17 protein-coding genes, 3 tRNA genes, 1 other RNA gene and 6 pseudogenes are annotated in these 23,352 nt (G+C 24.2%); 23 read left to right on the forward strand and 4 right to left on the reverse strand.

Features of this window, described 5'->3' with window-relative positions:
* The first annotated feature begins 85 nt into the window (after positions 1–85).
* From mutM to AYWB_RS00300, 3 genes are all read left to right on the forward strand, one after another.
* Positions 86–916, forward strand: coding sequence for a DNA-formamidopyrimidine glycosylase (gene mutM, locus AYWB_RS00290; RefSeq protein WP_011412351.1), 831 nt, complete (start codon positions 86–88; stop codon positions 914–916).
* Between the two features lie 55 nt (positions 917–971).
* Complete coding sequence (locus AYWB_RS00295) at positions 972–2,165, forward strand: DnaD domain protein (protein WP_011412352.1); 1,194 nt, start codon at positions 972–974, stop codon at positions 2,163–2,165.
* A gap of 84 nt (positions 2,166–2,249) precedes the next feature.
* Positions 2,250–3,068, forward strand: a complete 819-nt coding sequence (locus AYWB_RS00300) for an ATP-binding protein (RefSeq protein ID WP_011412353.1) — start codon at positions 2,250–2,252, stop codon at positions 3,066–3,068.
* A 79-nt stretch (positions 3,069–3,147) separates the two neighbouring features.
* Here AYWB_RS00300 and ssrA read toward each other — a convergent pair.
* Together ssrA and AYWB_RS00305 are read right to left on the reverse strand one after the other, a co-directional pair.
* Positions 3,148–3,573, reverse strand: a transfer-messenger RNA (tmRNA) gene (ssrA, locus tag AYWB_RS03535).
* 275 nt (positions 3,574–3,848) lie between these two features.
* Complete coding sequence (locus tag AYWB_RS00305; RefSeq protein WP_011412354.1) at positions 3,849–4,073, reverse strand: cold-shock protein; 225 nt, start codon at positions 4,071–4,073, stop codon at positions 3,849–3,851.
* Positions 4,074–4,273: 200 nt separating this feature from the next.
* Between AYWB_RS00305 and AYWB_RS00310 the strand changes: the two genes are divergently transcribed.
* From AYWB_RS00310 to AYWB_RS03545, 20 genes and pseudogenes are all read left to right on the forward strand, one after another.
* Positions 4,274–4,347, forward strand: a tRNA-Thr gene (locus tag AYWB_RS00310).
* Between the two features lie 19 nt (positions 4,348–4,366).
* Positions 4,367–4,441: transfer RNA gene (locus tag AYWB_RS00315), tRNA-Gly, on the forward strand.
* Between the two features lie 348 nt (positions 4,442–4,789).
* A complete protein-coding gene (locus AYWB_RS00320; RefSeq protein WP_011412355.1) occupies positions 4,790–5,071 on the forward strand; it encodes a hypothetical protein in 282 nt (93 codons plus the stop codon).
* A gap of 90 nt (positions 5,072–5,161) precedes the next feature.
* On the forward strand, positions 5,162–5,551 hold the full coding sequence (locus AYWB_RS00325) for a hypothetical protein (RefSeq protein ID WP_011412356.1): 390 nt from the start codon (positions 5,162–5,164) through the stop codon (positions 5,549–5,551).
* A 3-nt stretch (positions 5,552–5,554) separates the two neighbouring features.
* A complete protein-coding gene (locus tag AYWB_RS00330) occupies positions 5,555–6,115 on the forward strand; it encodes an SVM family protein (RefSeq protein WP_011412357.1) in 561 nt (186 codons plus the stop codon).
* 63 nt (positions 6,116–6,178) lie between these two features.
* Positions 6,179–6,698: pseudogene (locus AYWB_RS03540) on the forward strand (YqaJ viral recombinase family protein); the annotation flags it as partial.
* 343 nt (positions 6,699–7,041) lie between these two features.
* A complete protein-coding gene (gene tmk / locus AYWB_RS00340) occupies positions 7,042–7,674 on the forward strand; it encodes a dTMP kinase (protein WP_011412358.1) in 633 nt (210 codons plus the stop codon).
* Positions 7,658–7,801, forward strand: coding sequence for a hypothetical protein (locus AYWB_RS03995; RefSeq protein ID WP_187321647.1), 144 nt, complete (start codon positions 7,658–7,660; stop codon positions 7,799–7,801). The genes tmk and AYWB_RS03995 overlap by 17 nt, the downstream gene beginning before the upstream one ends.
* A 39-nt stretch (positions 7,802–7,840) precedes the next feature.
* Positions 7,841–8,452, forward strand: a pseudogene (locus AYWB_RS00345) (hypothetical protein).
* Between the two features lie 20 nt (positions 8,453–8,472).
* A pseudogene (locus AYWB_RS00350) lies at positions 8,473–9,945 on the forward strand (replicative DNA helicase).
* Positions 9,946–9,970: 25 nt separating this feature from the next.
* A pseudogene (locus tag AYWB_RS04485) lies at positions 9,971–10,228 on the forward strand (hypothetical protein); the annotation flags it as partial.
* A gap of 119 nt (positions 10,229–10,347) precedes the next feature.
* Positions 10,348–10,512, forward strand: coding sequence for a hypothetical protein (locus tag AYWB_RS04000; protein ID WP_011412364.1), 165 nt, complete (start codon positions 10,348–10,350; stop codon positions 10,510–10,512).
* Positions 10,513–10,721: 209 nt separating this feature from the next.
* Positions 10,722–11,033: a hypothetical protein gene (locus tag AYWB_RS00360; RefSeq protein ID WP_011412365.1), complete on the forward strand. Its 312-nt coding sequence runs from the start codon at positions 10,722–10,724 to the stop codon at positions 11,031–11,033.
* A 198-nt stretch (positions 11,034–11,231) separates the two neighbouring features.
* Positions 11,232–11,699, forward strand: coding sequence for a hypothetical protein (locus AYWB_RS00365; RefSeq protein WP_238374410.1), 468 nt, complete (start codon positions 11,232–11,234; stop codon positions 11,697–11,699).
* Positions 11,677–12,336, forward strand: a complete 660-nt coding sequence (locus tag AYWB_RS00370) for a hypothetical protein (RefSeq protein WP_238374411.1) — start codon at positions 11,677–11,679, stop codon at positions 12,334–12,336. The genes AYWB_RS00365 and AYWB_RS00370 overlap by 23 nt, the downstream gene beginning before the upstream one ends.
* 32 nt (positions 12,337–12,368) lie before the next feature.
* Positions 12,369–13,547, forward strand: coding sequence for a DUF2963 domain-containing protein (locus tag AYWB_RS00375; RefSeq protein WP_011412368.1), 1,179 nt, complete (start codon positions 12,369–12,371; stop codon positions 13,545–13,547).
* 159 nt (positions 13,548–13,706) lie between these two features.
* Positions 13,707–16,823, forward strand: coding sequence for a UvrD-helicase domain-containing protein (locus AYWB_RS00380; RefSeq protein WP_011412369.1), 3,117 nt, complete (start codon positions 13,707–13,709; stop codon positions 16,821–16,823).
* A 249-nt stretch (positions 16,824–17,072) separates the two neighbouring features.
* A pseudogene (locus AYWB_RS00390) lies at positions 17,073–18,123 on the forward strand (toprim domain-containing protein).
* A gap of 240 nt (positions 18,124–18,363) precedes the next feature.
* Positions 18,364–18,504, forward strand: a complete 141-nt coding sequence (locus AYWB_RS04155) for a hypothetical protein (protein WP_238374412.1) — start codon at positions 18,364–18,366, stop codon at positions 18,502–18,504.
* Between the two features lie 988 nt (positions 18,505–19,492).
* Positions 19,493–20,347 (forward strand): annotated as a pseudogene (locus AYWB_RS03545) (IS3 family transposase).
* Between the two features lie 467 nt (positions 20,348–20,814).
* On the opposite strand, the gene AYWB_RS00410 reads toward AYWB_RS03545, so the two are convergent.
* Both AYWB_RS00410 and AYWB_RS00415 read right to left on the reverse strand, forming a co-directional pair.
* Positions 20,815–20,900, reverse strand: a tRNA-Leu gene (locus AYWB_RS00410).
* Between the two features lie 28 nt (positions 20,901–20,928).
* Positions 20,929–22,644: a DAK2 domain-containing protein gene (locus AYWB_RS00415; RefSeq protein WP_011412374.1), complete on the reverse strand. Its 1,716-nt coding sequence runs from the start codon at positions 22,642–22,644 to the stop codon at positions 20,929–20,931.
* Positions 22,645–23,352 lie beyond the last annotated feature (708 nt).

Consider the following 23,352-nt stretch of genomic DNA (forward strand, 5'->3'; position numbering starts at 1 on the left):
TATTTATAAATTTATTTATAAAATAGAAATGTCAAACATCCAAAAACAAATCAACCAAAAAAAGATAAAAAAAGGATTATAAAACATGCCAGAATTACCTGAAGTCCAAATTATTGTAGATTTTTTAAAAACACAACTAATAGGGAAAAAAATTGTTGCAACTAAGGTATTTTATGAGCCTACTGTTAAAAATACCAAAGAATTTCAAAAAATTGAACAAACTACCATTTTGGATATTCAAAGAAAAGGTAAATTTTTATTATTTTTTTTAACTCAAGAATTAGTTTTGATAGGACATTTGAGAATGGAAGGAAAATTATTTATCAAACCTTGCGATGAGCCTAAACATAAGTACGAACATTTTTCAATTATTTTAGGAGATAAAAGTTCTTTAAGATATTATGATTTTAGGAAATTTGGTAGATTTGAAGTCAAGAATCAGAACATTTTTTTAACCCAAACTACCTTGCATCAACTAGCCTTAGATCCTTTTGAAATCAATCCAGTTTTTTTGTATCAAAAAATATTAAAGACCAAAAGTGCTTTGAAAAAAGTTTTATTAAATCAAAAAATAATTTCTGGATTGGGTAATATTTATGTTAATGAAGTTTTGTTTTTAGTAAAATTGCACCCCGAGACTAAAGCTTGCGAACTGTCTTTGAAACAAGTGCAAGAAATTGTTACAATTTCCCAAAAAGTGCTTGCCAAAGCCATTAAACTGGGTGGAACTACTGTAAGTACTTTTGAATCTCAACCAGGAATTATAGGCTATTTTCAAAATAAATTGCAAGTACATGGAAAAGTTAACAAACCTTGCATAAACTGTCAAACTAAAATTATTAAAATTAAAGTTGGTGGTAGAGGCACTTATCTTTGTCCTATTTGTCAAAATCATAATTCCAATAAAGAATTATGATTGATTTATTTTCAACTATAAAATACATCAATATTTTTTAAAAAAGAGGTTTTTTATGTTTAGTCATCTAAATTTATTTCAAATCAAAAATTCAGTTTTTTTGTCGTTTGAAGACCATCAAAGCCTAAGTTTGCTTTATCAACCACTAATAGGAACTCATGCGCTTGGCATTTATCATATTTTAGCAACTCTAAAACCTAATATTTTTTACCAACATCAATTTTTATTTGATTTGAGTGCGGTTGCAAAAAATGATTTTTTAGAAGCACAAGAAAAATTAGAAGCTCTTAATTTACTCCAAACTTTTCGCAATCCCAAAACTCAAGAAAGAATTTATTGGATTAATTTGCCATATAGATCTCAAGATTTTTTTAAAGATCCTCTTTTTAGTAATTTTTTATTAAGCGAAGTGGGTGAAGTTACTTTTTTGAGTTTGCATAATCATTTTAGTAAAGAAATCCCCACTCAAAAAAATAATTGGGATGCTTTTCAAGATATTAGTAAAAAATTTGATGATTTATTTCAAGTTCAAAAAATGGATTTACCAATTTCTTTTACTTGTCCCAACAACCAAACAAATCATTCTCCAAGACAGTTTTTAAATAAAGCTTTTGATTATGAATTATTTTTGCAAAAACTGCCTCAACGTTTCAAAAAACCATCTTTAATTTGCAATCAAACAAGTGATTTTATTCAAAAATTAAGTCTAGTTTATAATTTGGATGAAGCTACACTTTCGGAAATATATCAAAAAACTTTTTCTAATCCTAGTGAAATCGAATTATCTAAATTAAGCCTAGGTGTTAAAAGATATTATCAGATGCATACCCAAACTCAAAATTTGGTTTTTTCGAAAAGAACACAAGATAATGAACAAGACATGATTACTTTGCTCAAACGTAAGGATTCTACTCAAAGAATTATTATAAATCATTGTCCTAAAAATATGCAAGCTACTGCGGCTGATACCGTTTTTAATTTTATGGAAAGAAATAATTTAGAACTTGGATTAGTCAATGTGCTTTTAACTTATATTTTGGAACGAAAAGGCTTTGTGCCCTCAGTGGTTTATTTGGAAAAAATCTTAAAATCTTGGAAGCAAAAAGGGATTTTTGATACTGAAACAGCATATGATTTTTATATGGAACAAGAAAAAAAACCGCCCCAAACTAAGTTTAGGTCTAATTTTAAAAAACCACAAATTTCTCCTAAATGGTTAGAAGATTTTAAAAAGAAACAACAGTCATAATTTTTTTTGTTTTATTTATTATTACAAGGAATAAATCCAATTTGATAACATTTTACAAAAGCAAAAGAGGTGAAAAATTAATTTATGGAATTTTCAGATATCAAAATAAAAATCAGTAAAATGATTTCACAGTGCGAAGAAACCAAAAATTTAGATATTTCTGATGATGATCTGCCAGTTATTTATAATTATTTGCTAACCAAAGATCAAGAAGATGAATATGGGAATCGTCAAGAAATCAAAACCAATCCTTTAAGAGTTGTTTGGGTCCCTACTGTTAAATCTCAAGCTCTTTATTTTAAGGAATATTGGCAATCAAAAAATGAATTGTTTGATAGTAGCATTAATTTTGATGCTCATTTAGTGAAACAATTTGTAGTGGATAATGATTCTAAGCAACAAGCCTTAAAAGAGATGAAACAAATTATTAAACATTTTGAAAAATCTACAAAAGGTTTTTATTTGTCAGGTTCTTTTAATGCTGGAAAAACTATTTTTTTGAAAAAATTAGCTTATGAATTAATTCAAAAACAAATCTCTGTTATTTTTCTTTTTATGCCTGATATAATTAGAAAATTTAGAAATTTTTTGTATAATAACACTTTAGAAACAAGGTTGCAACAATTAAAAAATGTTAAGTGTTTGATTTTGGATGATCTAGGTTCAGAAAATATGACACCTTGGTTTCGTGATGAAATTTTGCTTCCTTTGTTGTATGATAGAGCTGAAAAAAAGTTGCCCCTTTTTATTAGTAGTAATTTGCCCCCCAATGAATTGCAAAATTATTTATTTCATTTGCATGGAGCTGAAAATGCTAATAGTGAAATTAAGGTATACAAAATTATTGAAAAAATTCGTACCCTTACCCGTTTTTATGATTTTTCCGAAAAACAAGATTCCTAATAAGACAGCTTTAACTTGGTCAAGGATTAAAAATGTTCTTTTTGAGAAAAACGTAATAACACAAGTAAATAATTTATTTTGGTGGAGATGATGGGAGTCGAACCCATGTGCAAAATCACTTTAATTTATATATTCTACATATTTAGTTTATTTTGTGGTTTTGCAATTTATGAAAAAACAAACAAAATCCATAAATTACTAGTCTTTTTGATATTTGCTTAAAAGAGCAAAGACAAACTCAAATAGCAAAACTTACCTTATTTCCTTCCTTAAATCGTAAGTTAATTTAAGTGCGGGTTCTGCTTATTTATTTAAGCAAAAGCTAATTGTGAAGAAAAACTGTTTACAAAATTCATTTGATAAACTGGAGTTTGTCCAGTAAAATCTTTTGTATTTGTTGCAGTTTGTTTTTTATTTCCGGTTATTATAACCTCGATGTTTTTACTTGCATAACCAAGATATGCTATATAAATTTCGTTGACCTTGGCAAATCCAAAACATCCCCATATTTTTATTTTAGTTTAAAAAACTTTTTAATTAAAAAGTTTTTTTAGATTTGTTATTTATGTTTTTTTTTGAAGTGGATAATATTTTTAATTAATTTATTTCTTATACCCACTCAAAAATTATAACCAATTAAAATTTAAAATTTTGTAAAATTGCCAAAGATAAAATGATATAAAACTAAACTCAAATCAAAATTACAAAAACAAACAAAATCGTCCATATATAACAAAAAAAGGGATTTGCATCTCTTCCTTTGTTCGATTATTAATGAAATTATTCGTTAACTACAACAACATCTACAGCTTGAGCTCCGCGGTCGCCTTCTTTAACGGTGAATTCCACCTTGTCGTTTTCATTAAGTGTTTTTCTTCCAAAGACTTCAGTTTGAATAGAACTGTAATGTACGAAAATATCTTTCCCATCAGCTGAAATGATAAATCCGTAGCCTTTGTCTTTAGAAAACCATCTGCATGTTCCCTGTTCTTTTTTGTCTTGCATTATTAATAATACTCCTTCTTTTAAATTATTTCGGTTTCATAACCTATTATTTATTATAACTCATTTATTTTTTAGAGTCAAACATTTTTTCACACTTTTTTTATTTTTTCTACTTTTTTGACGTTTTTTGATAAAATTTTCATTTTTTTCGTCAAAAATTTGTATTTTTATATTTTTTTTGATATAATAAAATATGTTAAGCCCTTATAGTTTAACGGCAGAACGTAGCAATGGTAATGCTGAAATACAAGTTCAATTCTTGTTAAGGGCACCAAAAACAAATTTGAGATTATGTGGGTGTCGTATAGTGGTTATTATACGTGCTTGCCAAGCATGAGACGGGGGTTCGATTCCCCTCACCCGCTCCATACATTATATAATTTAGATGTATTATATTGGTTTATTAAAAAACTTTTCAATTTCGTTTTTTGCCCAATAACACAGTTTGATTGTTAAATTAATATAATCTATTATAGATATTATAAAAGCAAACTTTAATTAAAGTTTGCTTTTATTTATTTTAAGTATAAAAAAAATAATTAAAAAAACAATATACAAAGATATTTTATTATATTTATGTATATATAGGTAAGTTATGTAATTTTAAATAACAGTAATAAAATGATATGAAATATTTATAACCATACTATTTTAAATGGTTTTAATGTTGCTCAGTTTGACATGAAAGACGGTAGTTATTTATGGAATAATATTATGTGTTTGAAAAACAACAACACAAAAGCCAAGGTGATAACAAATTAATACTTAAATACAAAGGTCCTAAACATTTCTTACAAGAAGACAAAGACTACTACCTTGGACGTGCTCGTTTGGTTAATACAGACTTTAAAGATTCAACTAACTTCCACCTCCACTTCAACCCTGTCCGCAAAACTTTATCTCTTTACCAAGAAAAACACAATAACGATAAAACCAAAGAAGCTGAAATGAAAAGAACAATCCTAGTTGGGAATAAAAAAAGGAGTTTTAATGAATAATGTTAAAATTAAAAAAACAATTTAACATAATTTTTCTTTGTTTAATAATTTTTTATAGTATTATTATTTATTTTTAATAATAATATAATTATGGCGATGGGAAATAAAAATAGTAATAATAATGAAGTTTCCAATGATGAAGAATATGCCTTATATGTACAAGCAGAATTTGCAATACAAAACGAATTAACAAACTTCAAATTCAATAATGAAAAAAAATCAGAACTTTTGTATAAACAAAATTGTATTACAAAAGCAATTAAAAAATATAATGAAAGAAAAAATAATCATCAATTATCAATACCTCATGATAATCAATCAGAAATTTCTCAAAATAATTTGCATTCTTTAACAGAAAATGATGATAATTTATCTGGCGTTCTTCAATATATTGATTTAAAAAAAACAATTCTAATATATATTCGATTGATAAACCAGAAAGTTCTAAAAAGAACGATTTTAAAAATAAAGGAGTGGTAATTAATGATTAAATTAAAAAATCAATTTCAAATAATAAGTATTTTTTTATTTACTTTTATAGGATTATTATTTATTATTAATAATAATAGAGTTATGGCGATGAATAATAATTCATCATCGAATATAAACAATGAAATCATCAATAATATAGAAGAATTTCAAAACTTAATGTTATTACAAAGAAATTCAGCACAACAAATTATTAATGCTCTTTCTAATCGTGTTTCAGAACCAGAAATATTAAATCTTTTAAATAGACATAATCAAATACATCAACAAATAGTAAATTATCAACACAGATTGTTAAATATTCAACAACAAATGATAAGCAATTTAGATTTAAATGTGTCCAGAATTCAACTCGAAAGAGAAGGTTTATCATTAGAAAATTCAATGATGATAGCTATTAACAACACTCCGTTGTATGCTTCTGAATCACAAATAAATGTATTAAGAAACATTCAAATAAATATTGATCGAAAAAAAGCGCAAATTCAAAACATAATTCAACAAATAATACAACAGCAAAGAAATAATAATCCGAACAATAGAAGAAGACGTTAAATAATCAAACATAAATTATTAAAATTTCAAACCCCCTCCCCCAGGGTCTTTTTCTTTTACCCAACAGAAATAGGTAGTATCACTGGAAATGATAAATTCAGAAATTTAGAACAATTAGTTCATGATAAAATATTCGGCACAACTTTCACAAGCAATAAATACACTGAACATGGCAATAAAACTGAACCACTAGCACGCAGTTTCTTTGAAAAAACAACTAAATTAAACTTCCCTGATACAATCTTTACGGATGATGAAGTCCAAATGTTTTCTGCATCACTTGATGGATATAATTCTAAAACCAACACCCTATTTGGAATGGTTTCTTTTCCCATCAAGAAGTTCCTATTAACTATTGGGCCCAAGTCCAATGCAACTCTATTGTAGTTAAGCTAATTTTGCTTACTTTTTAGTTTATTTCAATAACACAAATTATCATGTAGTTCGCATTTACCAATACAATAGTTTCATTAATAAAATGATTGCGGATTGTAAAAAATATTTATAATTGCTACACAAAGCAAAACAAGAATTATCACAAACAACTTATTTAAAAAAATTAAGCAAATTAAAATACAACTAAGACCTTTAAATTTGAGGTCTTTTTTTATATCCAATTTTCTCGAAAGGAAAAAAATATGAAATTATTAATAAAAATATTATCTTGGTTTTTTAAATCTTTGTCATTTTGTATTCTTTTTTGTATTTTGTCATCGCATATTTCTTCTTTATTTTTACACTTATTTTGTACATTTTATTTTTCTCATTATATATATAAAATAATTTATTTATTTTTTACAGTTGTTTGATTAATGTTGATTTTTAGTATATTAACAATTTAAAAAAATTAAAAAAAATAAATCTTAATTAAGGCTCTCATCACGAGAGTCTTTTTTTATACCCAAATTTTTAAAAAGGAGCATAAAATGAAATTAATTATCTTCGAAGGACTTGACGGTAGCGGAAAAACAAGTCTAATAAAAAGCGTTCAACAAGAATTACAAAAACAAGGTAATGAAGTGGTGGCTATTCGCGGATTAGGAAGTTCTACAATCGGAAATTCTATACGTGAAACGTTTTTAACCCACAATACTTTACATAATTTAACTAGATATTTTTTAAGTTTTGCCAACATGATTCAAAACCAAGAAGAAAGTATCAAACCCCACTTACAAACTAATAAAATAATTTTAGTTAAACGTTGGTTAGGTTCTAATTTTGCCTATCGTGTATATCCTTCAAAAATTGACAAAAATTATCACATTTTTAACAATTTGAGTAAAAAATTCATCAAACCTAATATCACTATTTATCTAAAAATTCATCCTCAATTAGGTTTGGAACGCAAAATAAATCAAAAGAATCATCAATTAGATGTGATTGAAACTAGTTCCTTAACTTATTTTCAACAAGTAGAAAAGGGATATTTTGAATTTTTGAAAAACCAAAACTTAGGAACTAAAATTATCTTAAACAATATGAATGATAAAGATGCTAAATTTAATCAACAATACATTATCAAAAAAATAGGAGAAATAAAGAGTGGCAATAATAATTAAGAAAAAATGTCAAAACGGCAATTTATATATCCATTATAACAACGGAAAAATCCAAACTATTAAAAAAGATGGAACTATTCAACGGCGTACCAAAAAAATTAAATTTAAAACCCTAAAAAGACTCTAATTAAGAGTCTTTTTTTTATTTAGAAAGGATTTTGCTTACATGAACCAATTAACTAATTTACATTTTAAAAATATCAATATTTTGAATCAACAATCTTTGTGTGTTGACATCACGAAACAAATAATCCAACCATCTTTATTCAACAAACCATTTAACGAATATATGATAAAAACCCACAAACTCCTAAACGAATATCTTAATAATAAACAACATAACTCTCAAAGCCAAAAAGTAATCCGTGGTAAAATCAATGAATACCTCATTTTATTATATTTTCAAAACAAAGGAATCATCAATTTATACCCACAGGCTTATTTATTCTTCATCCCAGACATTAAATTTGATTTAGTTTTATTCACAGAAACTAAAGGAATAATGGCGTTTAATTTCAAAACCTTTCTCCGAGACCGCTATAAACAAGCCATGGTAGAAGGATAACAATTAAAAAAATTAACCACACGTTTTTAGTTTTATTTATTAACTAATAACGAAACAGAAACTCAAAGACTAAACAATAAAATCAATCAAGGAAAAGTACAAGGCATTAAACAAGTAATTAACTTATTTTCCAATTCAGCCAATAATTTCTTACAAAACTTAATTACCGCCAAATTCATCCCTTTTTCTAATATCAATATAATTAAAAAATAAAAAAAGGAGTTAATATTAAAATGTTAACCAACGAACAAAAAGCGTTAAAACAATTAATAAATTATATCGAACAAGGCCAATGGGAAAAGTTAAACCTTTACTGCCAAATAATCAACCCCAAAAATCTACTTAACCCCAAAAATACAAAAATATTTACAGCTTTAAAATATTTATTTTTAGAAAAACAAACATCTCATCCATAGGGCAAACTCACTACAAAACCCATCATTATCAAAGAGTTATTAACATATTTACAAACTCATTTCCCTCAAGATAACTTTACTTTAGATTCTTTAAATTATTTAAATGATGATTTTAATAACCAAAATAACACTCATTTTTTTAGACAATCTAAAACATACCTATACCCAAGAAAAACTATTTCAATAATTAATAAAAATCATTAGTCCCGCATACGAAAACCAAGACCCTTACCACAAAAATTTATATTACCAAGAAATATTTGATAAATTAAGAAATTTTATCTCTTCAATTCCTCACAAAAATGATAAAATACACTTTACTTTAAACCAAATGGCCTCTTTACAACCTGAATTTTTTGATACCAATCAACAATCAAAACAAAAAATCCAAGACGAATATTATCGCTTATCAGAAACTTTTAAAGTACTCAACCAATCCACAAAAGGATTTAAAAAAGGCCAAATCATCACTATTGAGGGGTATACTGGATTAGGTAAAACAACTTTTGTCTACAATTTTCTTTTAGATATAGCAAAAACCAAACACAAAGAAATATCTTATTATCCTCATATTTTAGTATTTTCTTATTAAATGACCTTAGAAGAAAATTTAAATCGTTTATTAGCCCCACCAAACTCAAATTCCTCTAGATGTTATTTTAGATAAAAATTTGGAAGACTTAAGCATCACACCTCTCAAATACACAGAAAGGATGAAAATAGCAAAACAATTTTTTGCCAACATAAATTTATCATTTAGTTATGATAAAAGCAAAAATATTGATTATGTAATTGATTTAGTTTATTGTTTTTATTAATTGACCATCTTCAAATAACCAAAACCACAAACCACTTAGAAAATGACCGTCTAGCAATTGACGAAATCATGACTAAATTAAAAAAATTAGCCATTGAATTAAACATTGTTATTATCATTTTATATCAATTTTCAAAAGATACATACAGCAATTATCAAGGTAAATCACCAGAAATAACAGCTTTAAAAGGAAGTGGCGTAATTGAAACTAACTCAGATATCGTCTTAATGATGTCTGAATTCAAACCCAAACTATCCAAAGACAAAGAAAAACCCATAAATATATAATTCAACTTTAGAAGAACTATATTCATACTATAATGACAATGAAAATCAAAAAATAATCCGAAGTATGTATCAAAAAAAATAGAAGTGGTAACAAAAAAACTTTAATTTATCACTTTGAAATGACCACTCAAACCTTCCAAGAAATCGGTTATGTTTTATCTTATAAAATAGAAACTTATTATTAATCAAAAAAACTAGGAGTTAAAATAAATGAATTTTCAAGAAAAAATAAAAAATATTCAAATCAACTTCCCTATGTCAGTTTTATTAAAAAAATTAAATATAATACCACCAAAATTCAATCCCAAATATCGTTTTCCTTGGTCCCATTCATGGACAAAACCCAAACTTGTTGTCATTTAAATTCAGATAATAAAATTCATTGTTGGAAATGTTGTAAAGATTACGATATTATTTTATGTTTATATAGAAATAAGAAGAATTAAAACCTTCAATAACGCTCTTGAATATTGTAGGCGATTAAAGAACCATTAAAAAAAAATACCAACTTTTAAGTTGGTTTCCTTATTGTTTCTAAATACTAAAAAATATTTTTCTTATTAAATAATAAAAAAAGGAGAATTAAAATGGCGAGAAATTACAGGCGTTCTTATTTCAGTAAAAAATCTTTTAGAAGAAATAAATTAACTTTAGGCAGTTTTTTTACATATTGGATTTTACCTACATTAGGCATTGTTATTCCTTTGATTGTTTATTTTGCTTCAAAAGGTTATTTATCAATAGCTAAATAATAAAAAGGAGGATAAAAAAATGACTTTAAGACAAATATTAATTTTAATTGCTCTTGGTTGTATTTTTATATTTGCAGCTTATAAACTTGGTTTTATTGTTCCTGATGCAACTAAAATTACATGGATTAAATAATGAGTGTTTTTTTAAAAAACACTCATTAAGGGATAATATATTAATAAATTAAGTTAAAATTAAGGATTTTTTTAAAATGGATAAACAACAAAAAAAAGAATTTTACGAACATTGTCAATGTTGCGGAAGTGATTTGGGAATGAATATAAATGATATTGATTTGAATTTATTTGGTGTAATAATGGCTTTAATGATTTTAATTAGTTTTGGATTTTTTTTATTATTTGGTTTTTTTAGTTTATTTTCTTTTTTTCAAATTAATCATGAAATTTTTACAACTCTCATTTATATTTTTGTTATTGGTATTCTTTCATTTTGTTTAATAGCTCATTTTATGCCTAAATTGCTTTTTGAAAAATTAGATTATGAAAAGTTTGAAAAAGAATAAAGGAAAATTAGATGAAAAAATATAATCTATTTGATAATTTTATTTGTTTATTGATTGGTTCAATTATGGGTATATTTTTATATATTAATTTTTTTACCAAAAAATAATAAAGAATTAGAAACAATTCAAAAAGATAATAAAATAGTTGAAATAATAAAGAAATTAAAAAAGTAATAATTTTATAGAAAGGAATAATTGATGGATATACAACAAACAATTATTAATATTGTTGAATCTAAAGTATTTATTTCTTTTACTTCTTTTATTTTTGGTATTTTTATTTATTGGTTTTATTTATATATCAAAGAATTAAAAAGTAAATATGATTTTAGTGATGAATTACGAGATATAGTAAACCATTATCTTAAAAAAGGTAAAATTAGTATTAGTGAATATGGCGCCTTAATTAGATTAATGGCACATATGGGGAATTACTTAGGTATATATAGAAAACATGTTGAAACAATGATTAAAGAATTTGGAGAACATGGAGGCCTTAATTTTTCTGAGGGTATTTTTGATGAAAAAGATAATAATCAAGAAAATAAAGAAAATAATAATATAGATGAAATTTTAAAAGAGAATTTAAAATTAAAAAAACAATTAAATAATATAAAAAATCCTTTAATTGCGGAATCTATTGATGATACTGGAAATGATTTTTAGTTTTAATTTTTTAAAATATTTAATTTCTTTTGATTTTAAAGATTTTTTTTATTTATTATATTTTTTATTTTATAATATTTTCCTTACTAAATCATCTTTTTTATTTGGTTTTAATGTTGGTTGGAATATTAATTTTATTAATATTTATAATATTATAAAAACTATATTTATTTTTATATGGGAACATTTAACAACTTTAATTTATCCTTTAAAATTATTTAGTTCATTGTTTGATTTTTTAATGAAAATATTAAAAATTTTTATTGATGTTTTTGGTAGTATTATAGGTTATATTAAAAGTTCTATAACAAGTCTTACCGGTCAAAAATTAATGGACCCCAGTGAAAGTACGTGGGAAAAATTAAAAGAAATAGCAAAGATGATTTTTACCGTTACTGTTGGTGGCTCTGTTATTTATTTTTTTAAAGAAGTTAATAGTTTTCTTTTAAACTCTTTCATTAAAATAGGTGATTTGTTGTTTAAAATTGTTTTAAGAATATTAGACATTATTTCAATTGTTTTAAAATTCTTTTTATTTTTGTTTAAAAAGGTTATAATAATATTGAGTTTCGTTTTATCATTTTTTATTAATTTCCTATATTTATGGGTATTTGAAAATGCTAAAAAAATGCTTTAATTATTTTTTGATAATAGAAAAGAGGTTTAAAAATGTCAATTTTTAGAATAGGTAATAAACATTATAAAATAATTCCTTTTTTAATTACTACTGGAACATTAATTTTTTTTGTGTTTTGGATAGGTGGGATTTCTTATAAATATCATTTAGAAACCGAAGAAAGACGTAAATTACAAGAAGTAGATATTAAAGCAAAAGCAAGAGAGTTAAATAACGATATATATAATGAAAATAAAAAACTTAAAAAAGAAAACGAATATATGAAAGATACTCCTTATGAGTTTGTAAGAGATAACGGAGAAAAAGAATATTATAATTTATTTACTAATAAATTAGTTAAAAAAATTGATAAAGATGATACAATTTGGGAATATGATAAAAATAATGGTCTTTTGTTGAAAAAAACTGATAAATATAACAATATTGAAGAGTATGGTTCACATGGTAAATTAATCAAAAAAACTTTATCAGATGGCGTTTGGATGGAATATAATCCAATTAATTCAAAATTAATGAAACGTAAAAATATTGATGGTTCTATTGAAGAATTTGATCATAATTCAGAAAGATTTAAAGAAATAGATAAAAATGGTAAAGTTAAATATTTCAAAACTAAAATTTATCAAACAGTTTTAGATTTTAAAAAATTAAATTCTAATGCCAGACAATTAAAAGATATAGGATTTACTCTTCAACAATTAAAAGATGCAGGATATACTGCGAAAGAATTAACAGATGCTGGATTTAGTTTGCAAGAATTAAAAGCTACAGGATTTAGTTTGCAAGAATTAAAATCTTTTGATATTTTTGATTTAAAAGATACAGGATATACTGCGAAAGAATTAAAAGCTACAGGATTTAGTTTGCAAGAATTAAAAGTTGTTGGATATACAATAGAAGAATTAAAAAATGCAGGATTTTTTTCAAAAATTTATTACAAATCTGATGGTAAAACAATTAATTTTATTATTGAAAACGACCCTCAAACAGGTAATAAAATTAAACAAATTTATTACAACTTTGATGGTAAAAAAATTAATTTTATTAAAGAATACGATCCAACAGGTAAATTAATTAAAGAAATTTTTTATAGTAGACCTGATTTCAAAACAATTAAATTTATTGATGATTACGACCCCCACACAGGTATAAAAATTAAACAAACTGAATACAATTCTGATGGAACCGTTAAAGAAACAAAAACTTATTAATGATGAATAAAAAAAGAAATTAAGTAAAAGCCCCCGCATTTAAAGACGAGCAGAGCGAACTAGGCGTCCAGCCGAAGTATACTTAGATTAACTATTACCCCCCTCCTATAAAGTCCCCTCTGGGGATTTAGGGGTTTTTATATTATAAAGGAGAACAAGATGTTATTGAATTTATCAAAAGAACAAAAAGATATTATTAATTCAGATGCTTCTTGCATGTATATACATGGTGGAGCTGGTTCTGGCAAAACTACCATTTTAATTGAAAAATTAAGACAAAAAGAAAAAGAAAAACCTTTAATTTTGGTAGCTACTAATGCTACTAAAAATATTATTTATGATAAATTATTTTCATCATTAAAAGAAGATTATCCTTCTTATAATGATGATGAATTAGAAAAATATTTAAAAGATAATTATGAAATTAGAACATTTCATAGTTTTGCTTATTCTTGTTATTTAAAATATAATATTTTTAATGAAACAGCAAAACAACGAAAATTTATTGATGATGAAACTAAATTAAATATTTTAAAACTGATTTTAAAAGAAAATCAAGATTTAAAATTGTATTTTAAAGAACAAAGAAAATATTCATTTAGAAAGCTTTTACAGGAATTAAATAATTTAATACGTTTAACTTTTCAAAAAGAAAACTGTTATTCATCTATTAAAATTGATGATAAAGTTTTAAAAAAATCTTTTGAATTGTTGTTAAATTTGTATTATGAAAAATTAAATTATTATAATTTAATAACTTTTGATGGTTTATTAATTGAAACTAGTGATTTTATTGAATTTGTTGAAAGAAATAATGGTTTAATTTATAATCGTCCTGTTTTTATTGATGAATTTCAAGATTTAAATTATTTTTATTATTTTATTATAAAAGAACTTTTATTTAATAAACCAAATTCTTTATATTGTTTTGGTGATTATACTCAAAATATTTATAGTTCTTTTGGTTCTAGTGAACGTATTTTGGAACTTTTTGTAAAAGATTTTATGCCTCAAAAACATTTTTTAAATGTTAATTATCGTTCTAAAGGCATTAATATTGTTAAAGCAGCTAATGAATTAATTGATAATAAGGAATATTTACAATTATCTTTTAGTGAAAAAAAATATAGAGATTTTATAAATTTTTCTTTTTTTGATAATTTTTATCAACAAGTTAATTATTTGTGCGAAAAAATTAAAAATTCTTTAATTTATTCTATAACTGTTCTTTGTCGTAGTAATGGTGAATTACAAAAACTTAAAGATGAGTTTGAAAAAAACCAAATTCCTTTTACTATATCTGATAATAATAGTAAAGAAAATGAAATTGTTTTGTCAACGATACATGGATATAAAGGATATGAAAATGAATGTGTTTATTTAATTGGTTGGCAAAATCGAAATGAATCACAAGATAAAGTTTTAGAAAAAAAATTAATTTATACTGCAATAACTCGCGCTAAACATGATATTGAAATTTTAACTTTAAATGATTCTTCTATTTTTATAGATTATTTTTATTCTTTAATAAAAAAAGAATTAATTTCTGATAATTTTACAAAAGGATTAAATGATAAAATTTTTGATTTAGATTATTTAAAAATTTGTTTACCTAATTCAAAAGATATAGAAATTTATGATGAATTATCTACTACTATTAAAATTTATAATGAAAAAGTTAACCAATTAGAAAAACAACATAAATTTAATCAAATTACTGAATCTTATTATAAGAAATGTTATTTAAAATTATGTGTTTTATTTAAGGAAATTTCTAAAAATATTTATAAAGTACAAAAAAAAGATAATGGCTATGAGACTCGTTTAAAAGGGTTTAATTATTCTATGTTTGAACCTTTGGAACGAATTAAATGTTATAAAAAACATTTAAAAGAAAAAAAAGAAGAAAGGTATTTGTCATTAAGTGATGATGATTTGAAATTGGATTATTCTTTAAAAAAACAATTAAAAGAAATTAAATTGCAAGAAATTAAACCAAAATCAAAAATTTTAAGGCATTATCGAGATTCTTCACAAAATGCTAAGGATAAACTTTTATATAATTTTAAAGATTCTAAAAAAATATCTTTTATTACTTTGACAGCTCCTTATGATGATTTACAAGGCAAAAATATAAAATATACTCATGAACCTGATATTATGGGTCAGGTAAGGAAACGTTTTATTCGTTTAGTGAGAAAAAAATATTTATCAAATTTATTTCAACAATGCTCTCAAAAAGATTTGGTTTATTCCAAAATGCAAGATTTTCGTTATTTTTGGTCTTTGGAAACTACTAAATTAGGAGTTATTCATTATCATATTATTTTTAATATTGATGTTTTAAATTCTTTTGGTGTATATTCTCGTTATTTGTGTACTGATAAAGATTATGCTTTGGGTTTGAAACCCCGACCTATTAAAGGAAATAAGAGTATTTTTTATGATGATTATTTAATGCATAAAATAGATGAAAAAGGTAATATTAAAATACCTCAAAATTATTATGAGAAAAAGAATGTTAAAGTGTCAAAAATTACTTTGCTTTGGGCTAATGCTTATGCATCTGTTATGAATAAAAATAATATAAAACATTATAAACATTTAAATCCAATTAGTCAAAACGTTCAAATTTTTAGACCATCAAAAACAAATCTTTTATTTGAAAAAATTGAAATTAGTAAATGTAAAGTTTTTTATAAAGGCACTTTTGATAAAAAAGATTATGTTAATAAAGTTGTTTCATATGTTAGTAAATATGTCTCTAAAAATGATAAACAAATTGAATCAAATTCTAATAAAGGAATTGATTTTTATAGTCGTCATTTGTTTGGATTTTCTCGTACATGTTTTTCTTGTCCTCAAGAATCTTTTTTAGCATTATTCCCTTATGATATAATTAAAGAAATAGAATTAAGTTCATTTCCAATTGTTAATTTTAATTTTTCTAATATATTTGAATGGAATATTAAAAAAATAATTAATGGAAGAAATATTAAAATTCCACATAATTTAACTTTATTGTTTAAATCTTATATGACTCCAAACCAAGTTCAAAATTCTAATTATTTTAGTTTAAATTTATCTAGTATTCAACCAAAAAATTATTTTCTTAATAAGAATTTTAAAAAATATTTTAAATTACAAAAACTTAAATTAAAACTTAAAAAAGATTATGAAAAAAAAGATATTAAAATATTAAATAAAGTTGAATGTCAATATTGGTATAGATATCTTGAAAATAATTATATTCAAAGTTTTCAACTTTCTCCTTAATTTAATTTAATTAGTTTAAATTAAATTTTTTTAATTAATTTTGCTGTCTAATTATTGGACGGCTTTTGTTGTTGGAAAAAAATAAATAAAATTATTTATAAATTACAAAAACTTAAAAAAACTTTAAATTATTGAAATTATTAATGCTATAATGTAAGTAATAAGAAAAAGATTTTTTTTAAAAGAAACAATATTTTGAAAAAACTCAGTAATCGCCTACAAAAATCCCTTGAAAAAATCAATAACTTTATGAAAACTCAAGAATTTAAAAACTTAATCCAACAACAAACTTCAACCCCTAATATTTTTTGCGAACCTTTTAAATATCAATTCCACCACAATAAAATCAACAACCCAATTGATGAAAAAGAAATTAACGCTACAAAAACACAATTATTTAAAGAAATATCGCCTTTATTCAACCAAATTAGAGATTATTATCATTATTTATTAACCACTAACCGAAATAATGAATCTCACCTAGGATTAGAATATTTAACCCAAAAAAGAAAATTAACTATAGAAACTATTAAAGAATTTAAACTAGGTTATGCCCCATTATCTGATAAATCTTTATCCTTTCGTCTATTAAATTATTGTAAAAAGAAAAATATCGATACAACAAAATTAATTGAATATGGTTTTATTAAAGATAAAACCAATCAACAAAATAAAAAATATTATCACGATACTTTTCATGGTTCCATCATTATCCCCCATTGAAAATGGATATAATAAAACATTTCATTTTTATCAAAATAACTTTCGCGAAGTTTCTTATTTCCAACCTAAATATAAATCCCTCAATAATTTTATTCAAACACCTACTTTTCATTTCAGTTATCGTTTTTTTGAAGCGTTACCTTATATTAAACAAATGAAAACCATTATTATTCATGAAGGTTTTTTCGATGTCATTAGTTGTTGGCAAAACAATATTAAAAACGTTGTCGGTCTCATTTGTGTCACTCAACTACTTTCTAAATCACAAATAGAAATTCTAAAAAAAGAAAATATCAAAGTAATTATTGCCTTAGATAATGATGAAACAGGTTAAAAACGAAGTGAAGCCTTAGGAGAACAACTTAAAGAAGCAAATATTATTTACGAAATTAGACGCATTTTACCACCTTATGATAAAACTTGTAAAGATGTTGATGATTTGCGCCAATTCGGAAAAGAATCATATCAAAAATGTTTTTTAGACCCATATATTACTTATGAAGAGACCAAAAATAAAATCATAGTCGATTTTGCCATTTATTTTTTTGGAAAAGATAAAGTTGAAGTAATTAAATAAATATTTATTATAAAATATCAATTAAAAACTATAAACTCAAAATTTTGCCCCTACAAAACCTTTAAAAACAAAATTAGTAATATGAATCACGAACATTTAATTACTAAGCAAAAAATTTTTAAATATTTTAAATTAATTTAATAAAAGTTTTAAACAATAAAACAAAAAAAATAATAAATAAGACTCTCGTAATGAGAGTCTTTTTTTTATTATTCAAAATGAAAATAAAAGGAGAAAAATATGAAAAAAGAAACAAATCAAGGAATCATTAAGGGTGGTTGGGAAACAAAATCAACCCCTAATGATTTAGAACAAATCAAAAATTTTTTACAAACATCAAAAGTAAGAATTATTAAATATTACAATTGTTTCTCATTCTAAAAAGAAAAATTACTACCAACAAGTAAACTGCCGCCCAAAAAAACCAAACTCTATTTGTAGACCCTCAAATCTTAGATGAAATAAAAAAAATATAGAATAGAAATAATCAAAAATCATCATTCCGAAGAGAAACATAATAATATAACTCTAAACAACCACATAAAACCCAAAATAATACCCTTAAAACACATTTCCCTATCTTCCAAATTAATTTATCTTAACGAACAAAAACACTACATTAAAGAATTAATAAGTAAGATAATCATAGACAAACTAGACACTTTAAAATTATATAAATTAGATGCTAAAAAAGTAGATAAATATAACAATCCTATCAAAACAAACTATAAAAAAGGTTTAAATGTTATTTATTATCAATTGGAAGATTTAAAACACATCAAATTATTTTTAACCAAAAATAAACAAGGCTATCGGGTTAAAAAAATGCGTCCTGATTATAAAAGATATTTAACAAAAGAAAAATCATAAAACAAATAAATTATTTAAATCATCATTTTATCATCATACACTCATCATTTTATCATCATTTGACCCCTTTAATTTCTTTGACAAAACCAAACATTTTTAAGGAGTGATATTTTATATATTATATCGATAATGATAATGATACTCGATATTTGATATTATCGTTGTATCTTTTATCTATCATTATTATTTTTTTGATATATAAATAACTCCCTAATTTTCCTTTCCATTATTAAAAAAGAATTGTTTAAAATTATCCAAACACAATCCCTAACGCGTTGAAGCGCTAATAACAATCATAAGTACACATAAATAAAAAGAAGAAGAAAACTAAAAATCCCCCAGTTGAGCTCGACCCCCTTTTTTAAATAAATATAATCATTCAGAGTTATACATGGTTATGTATGTGATATAAAAAAAAAGGAAACAATATTTAAATTATGAAAAAATAGCTAAAATAATAGAAAAAGAGAAACAAAAAAATAAATTATTACAAACTCTAATGAAAAAAACCAAAAAACTGATAAAAAAACTGTTTTTGAATTAGTTAAACAATTTAATCAAAAACTAAATTTAACAACCATTTTAAAAACTATCAAAACCAAAAGAAGCACTTATTATTGGTTGAAAGTCGAAAATAAAATAAAAGCCAAAAAAGAAAAATACTTATTACAACAAAATCGCATTAAAGCTTTATGTTTACAAGAAAAATATTTTTGCGGTCATCGTAAAATCACTGATTTATACCAAAAAACTTTTAACGAAAACATTACCAAGAAAAAAGTTTATACTATTATGAAAGAAAACGGTATTTTTTGTCGTTTAAGAATTAAAAAAATAAATATTATTATAAAAATAATTTAAAAACTAAATTAAAAGTAGTAGATAATTTAATTAATCAAGATTTTATATTAACTAAACCCATGAAAAAACTATTTACCGACATCACTTATTTTAAACCCCCCAAGGATTTTTATATTTTTCTTGTATTATTGATTCTTTCAATAACCAAATTATCGCTTCCCACACTTCCAAACATCAAAATAAAGAATTAGTTTTAAACACCATCCAAAAATTATCTCTATTAAAAGAACCTTGTATCATTCATTCCGACCAAGGAACAGTTTATCAACCACAAAAAGTCCAACAAACACTAACTAAAAAAGTTTTTTTAATTAGCATGTCGAGAAAAGCTAATTCACGTGATAACGACGTAATTGAAAAATTTTTAGGCAAAATAAAAAATATCTTACAACATCAACATCATTTTTTATTTCAAAAATCTCCTGACAAAATAAAAAAATTAATCAATTATTTCCCCAAAGAAAAAAAGGTTCTCTTTTTGCACATTTTTTGACCAAAATAACATAATTACGTAAAAAAATAATTATGTTTTCATTTTCTTAACGGAATTTTAACTTTTTTTACCTAACTATATAGTGTAAAGGTCAAAATATTTAAAAAAAATATCTTTTCAAACTAATGAATTATTAAAAGGTTTAGAAACTTTTTGAAATTTTAAAAAAATATTTCCTTAGTTTGAAAAGATATTAAATTATCTACTTAATTTTTAGTTTTAAAGAACAATTTTAAAGACAAAAATTGTCTAAAAAACGAAACAGCGCACTCTAATATTGGTGAATTTAAAAAATTATTGTTTCCCCTAGCATAAACGATACACAAAAATATATTCATGAATATCCTTAAGGCAACAAAAAACATGAAATGTTTATCTCCAAACAAAACAAACCCCCCCTTTTTATAAAAGGGGGTTTTTAATATAATATTATAATATAATAATTTTAATTAAAATAAAAAAATTAATGGTGCGGATAGTGAGATTTGAACTCACACAAGATATCTCTTACATGCCCCTCAAGCATGCACGTCTACCATTCCGTCATATCCGCTTAAAAACGATCTAAAAGATCATTTTTGTTATTCTAATGAAACAATGTAAGGAATGTTGTTATTTTGGCTTTCTAAGGTTTCTAATTCAATGTGATCGTAATTATTTTCTAAGAAATTTTCTAGCTTTTCTAATTCTTTTTCATCAGTGCATGAAGGATTATAAAAAACAGTTAAAAAGGTTTGATGAGGTTTAATCATTTTTTGGAGTAATGTTTTTAATGCTTGATATTTATCTTTATTAATAGCTATTATTTTTTCTTCCCAAACGGATAAATATTCTTTTTCTAAAAGAGTTTGATTGCATACATTTTTGGTATCTTTTTTATCAGCATAGATAATTTTGCCTGTTTGGATGTTTTTGATAGTTTCTTCCATGATAGTTTTGTTTTGTACTAAATCCAACGATTTATCAAAAGCTAAAAGAGCACTGTATCCTTGAGCGATGTTTTTAGTTTGTAAAATGACAATTTCTTGATTGTTTTTTTTAAATTGCTTTAGCTGAGTTGTAAGTTTTTCTAAAAGAGATGTGTCATTAGGTAGAATAATAATGTTTTGGGCAGTGTTTTTTTGGAGAAGTTTTGCAAAATTGGTAGGTTTAAAAGTTGATTGTTTTATAATGTGATTCACTTTAAGGTCAGCAAAGACTTTTTGGCTTTTGGTATCATTTACAAATGCAATAAAAAAATATTTTTGATCTTTATTTGTTTTAGGTAAGTTTGAAGGTTGTTTATGGTCTGGGTTAGGTTCTTTTTCTGGAGTAAATTTGTCGTGTTTTTTATCTAAAATTGATTGGCATTGTTCTTTCATGTTTTCAATTTTTCTTACCTTTAATGTGCCGTAAGTTAAGAGTTTTTCTAAAACTTTTTCTGGTTTGTTTGTATGGATATGTATTTTTAGAATTTCTTGATCTTTAACCAAAACCAAAGAATCTCCTATTTGCAATAAAACTTTTTTAATTTGTTTCATATCAAGGTTTTTTTCTTGGGATTCTTTGATTTGAAAAATATATTCAGTGCAATAAGTATATTTGATATTAACTTGTCCCAATGTTTGTATTTTATCAGGTGCGGTATGTGTTTGTTTATTTTGGTTTACTTGAAGTAGTTTTTTTTCTCGTAAAAATAATAACATTCCTTTAAGAATTTCAACAAAGCCAGCTCCTCCACTATCAACTACTCCTGCTTGTTTTAAGACTTCTAATAATTCAGTTGTTTGTGAAAGTGCTTTTTGGGCGTTTTGTAAGAAATTAGATAAAACATCTTCAATAGTGTTAAATTGGGATTTAGCTTTGAGAGTTTGTTTAACGGCTTCACGAAAAACAGTTAAAATAGTGCCTTCTTGAGGTTCTATAATGGCTTGGTAAGCTTTTTTGTAACCTCCTTCAAGTGAATGGATAAAATCATTAATATTGATAGTTTCTTTATTAATTGTTTGGTAAGTTTGTGCCATCCCTGCAAAAAATTGGGATAAAATAACTCCTGAATTGCCTTTGGCACCCATTAATAATGCTTTTGATAAAATTTGGGAAACTTCTACTATGGAACGAACTTCTAAATTGCTAATTTCTTTAACGCCTGACATCATAGTAATTTTCATATTAGTTCCTGTATCTCTATCTGGTACGGGAAAAACATTTAAATTATCAATGGTTTGGTAGTTATTTTGTAAATTGATAGCTCCATTAGTAATCATGTTTTTAAATAATTGTCCGTCAATAAATTTAATAACTTGATCTTTGTTCATCTTGGTTGCCTTTCTTCGATTTTTTTTAATATAATCAGATAATAAGAAATAGAATATTTTTTTCGTAATTTGGTATGATTAGGAAAGATTTTTTATTTAAGGTAAAAAAAAACCTATTCTAATTATAACATATTTTAATTTTACTCTTATAAAACAAAGAAGTTAAGGGAGCAATAAAAGAGCTTTTTTTATGGATCATAAGTAAAATTATGAGATTATTGGATAGCAATAATTTATTTTATTGTTGTTATTCATTATCATATTATTTTTAATATTGCGCTGTTCCGTTTTTTTTAGACAAATTTTAAGTCTTAAAGAACAATTTTAAAGACAAAATTTGTCTAAAAAAACGGAACATCGCACTAATTATTGGACGGCTTTTGTTGTTGGAAAAAAATAAATAAAATTATTTATAAATTACAAAAACTTAAAAAACTTTAAATTATTGAAATTATTAATGCTATAATATAAGTAATAAGAAAAAGATTTTTTTAAAAAAAACAATATTTTGAAAAAACTCAGTAATCGCCTACAAAAATCCTTTGACACCACGCAAGAATGAGGTGGATCCATCATTTTCATCGATGAATGTGAAGAAATCTTTTGTGATTTAACAGGATTATCATAAGATGATAAAGGCAAAAGAGAGAAGTTATGACGACTTTTAAAAAAGAATTAACAAGCGAAAAAATGACCTAATTAAACCTA

Origin of the sequence: Aster yellows witches'-broom phytoplasma AYWB, assembly GCF_000012225.1 — a bacterium.
Taxonomy (GTDB): domain Bacteria; phylum Bacillota_I; class Bacilli_A; order Acholeplasmatales; family Acholeplasmataceae; genus Phytoplasma.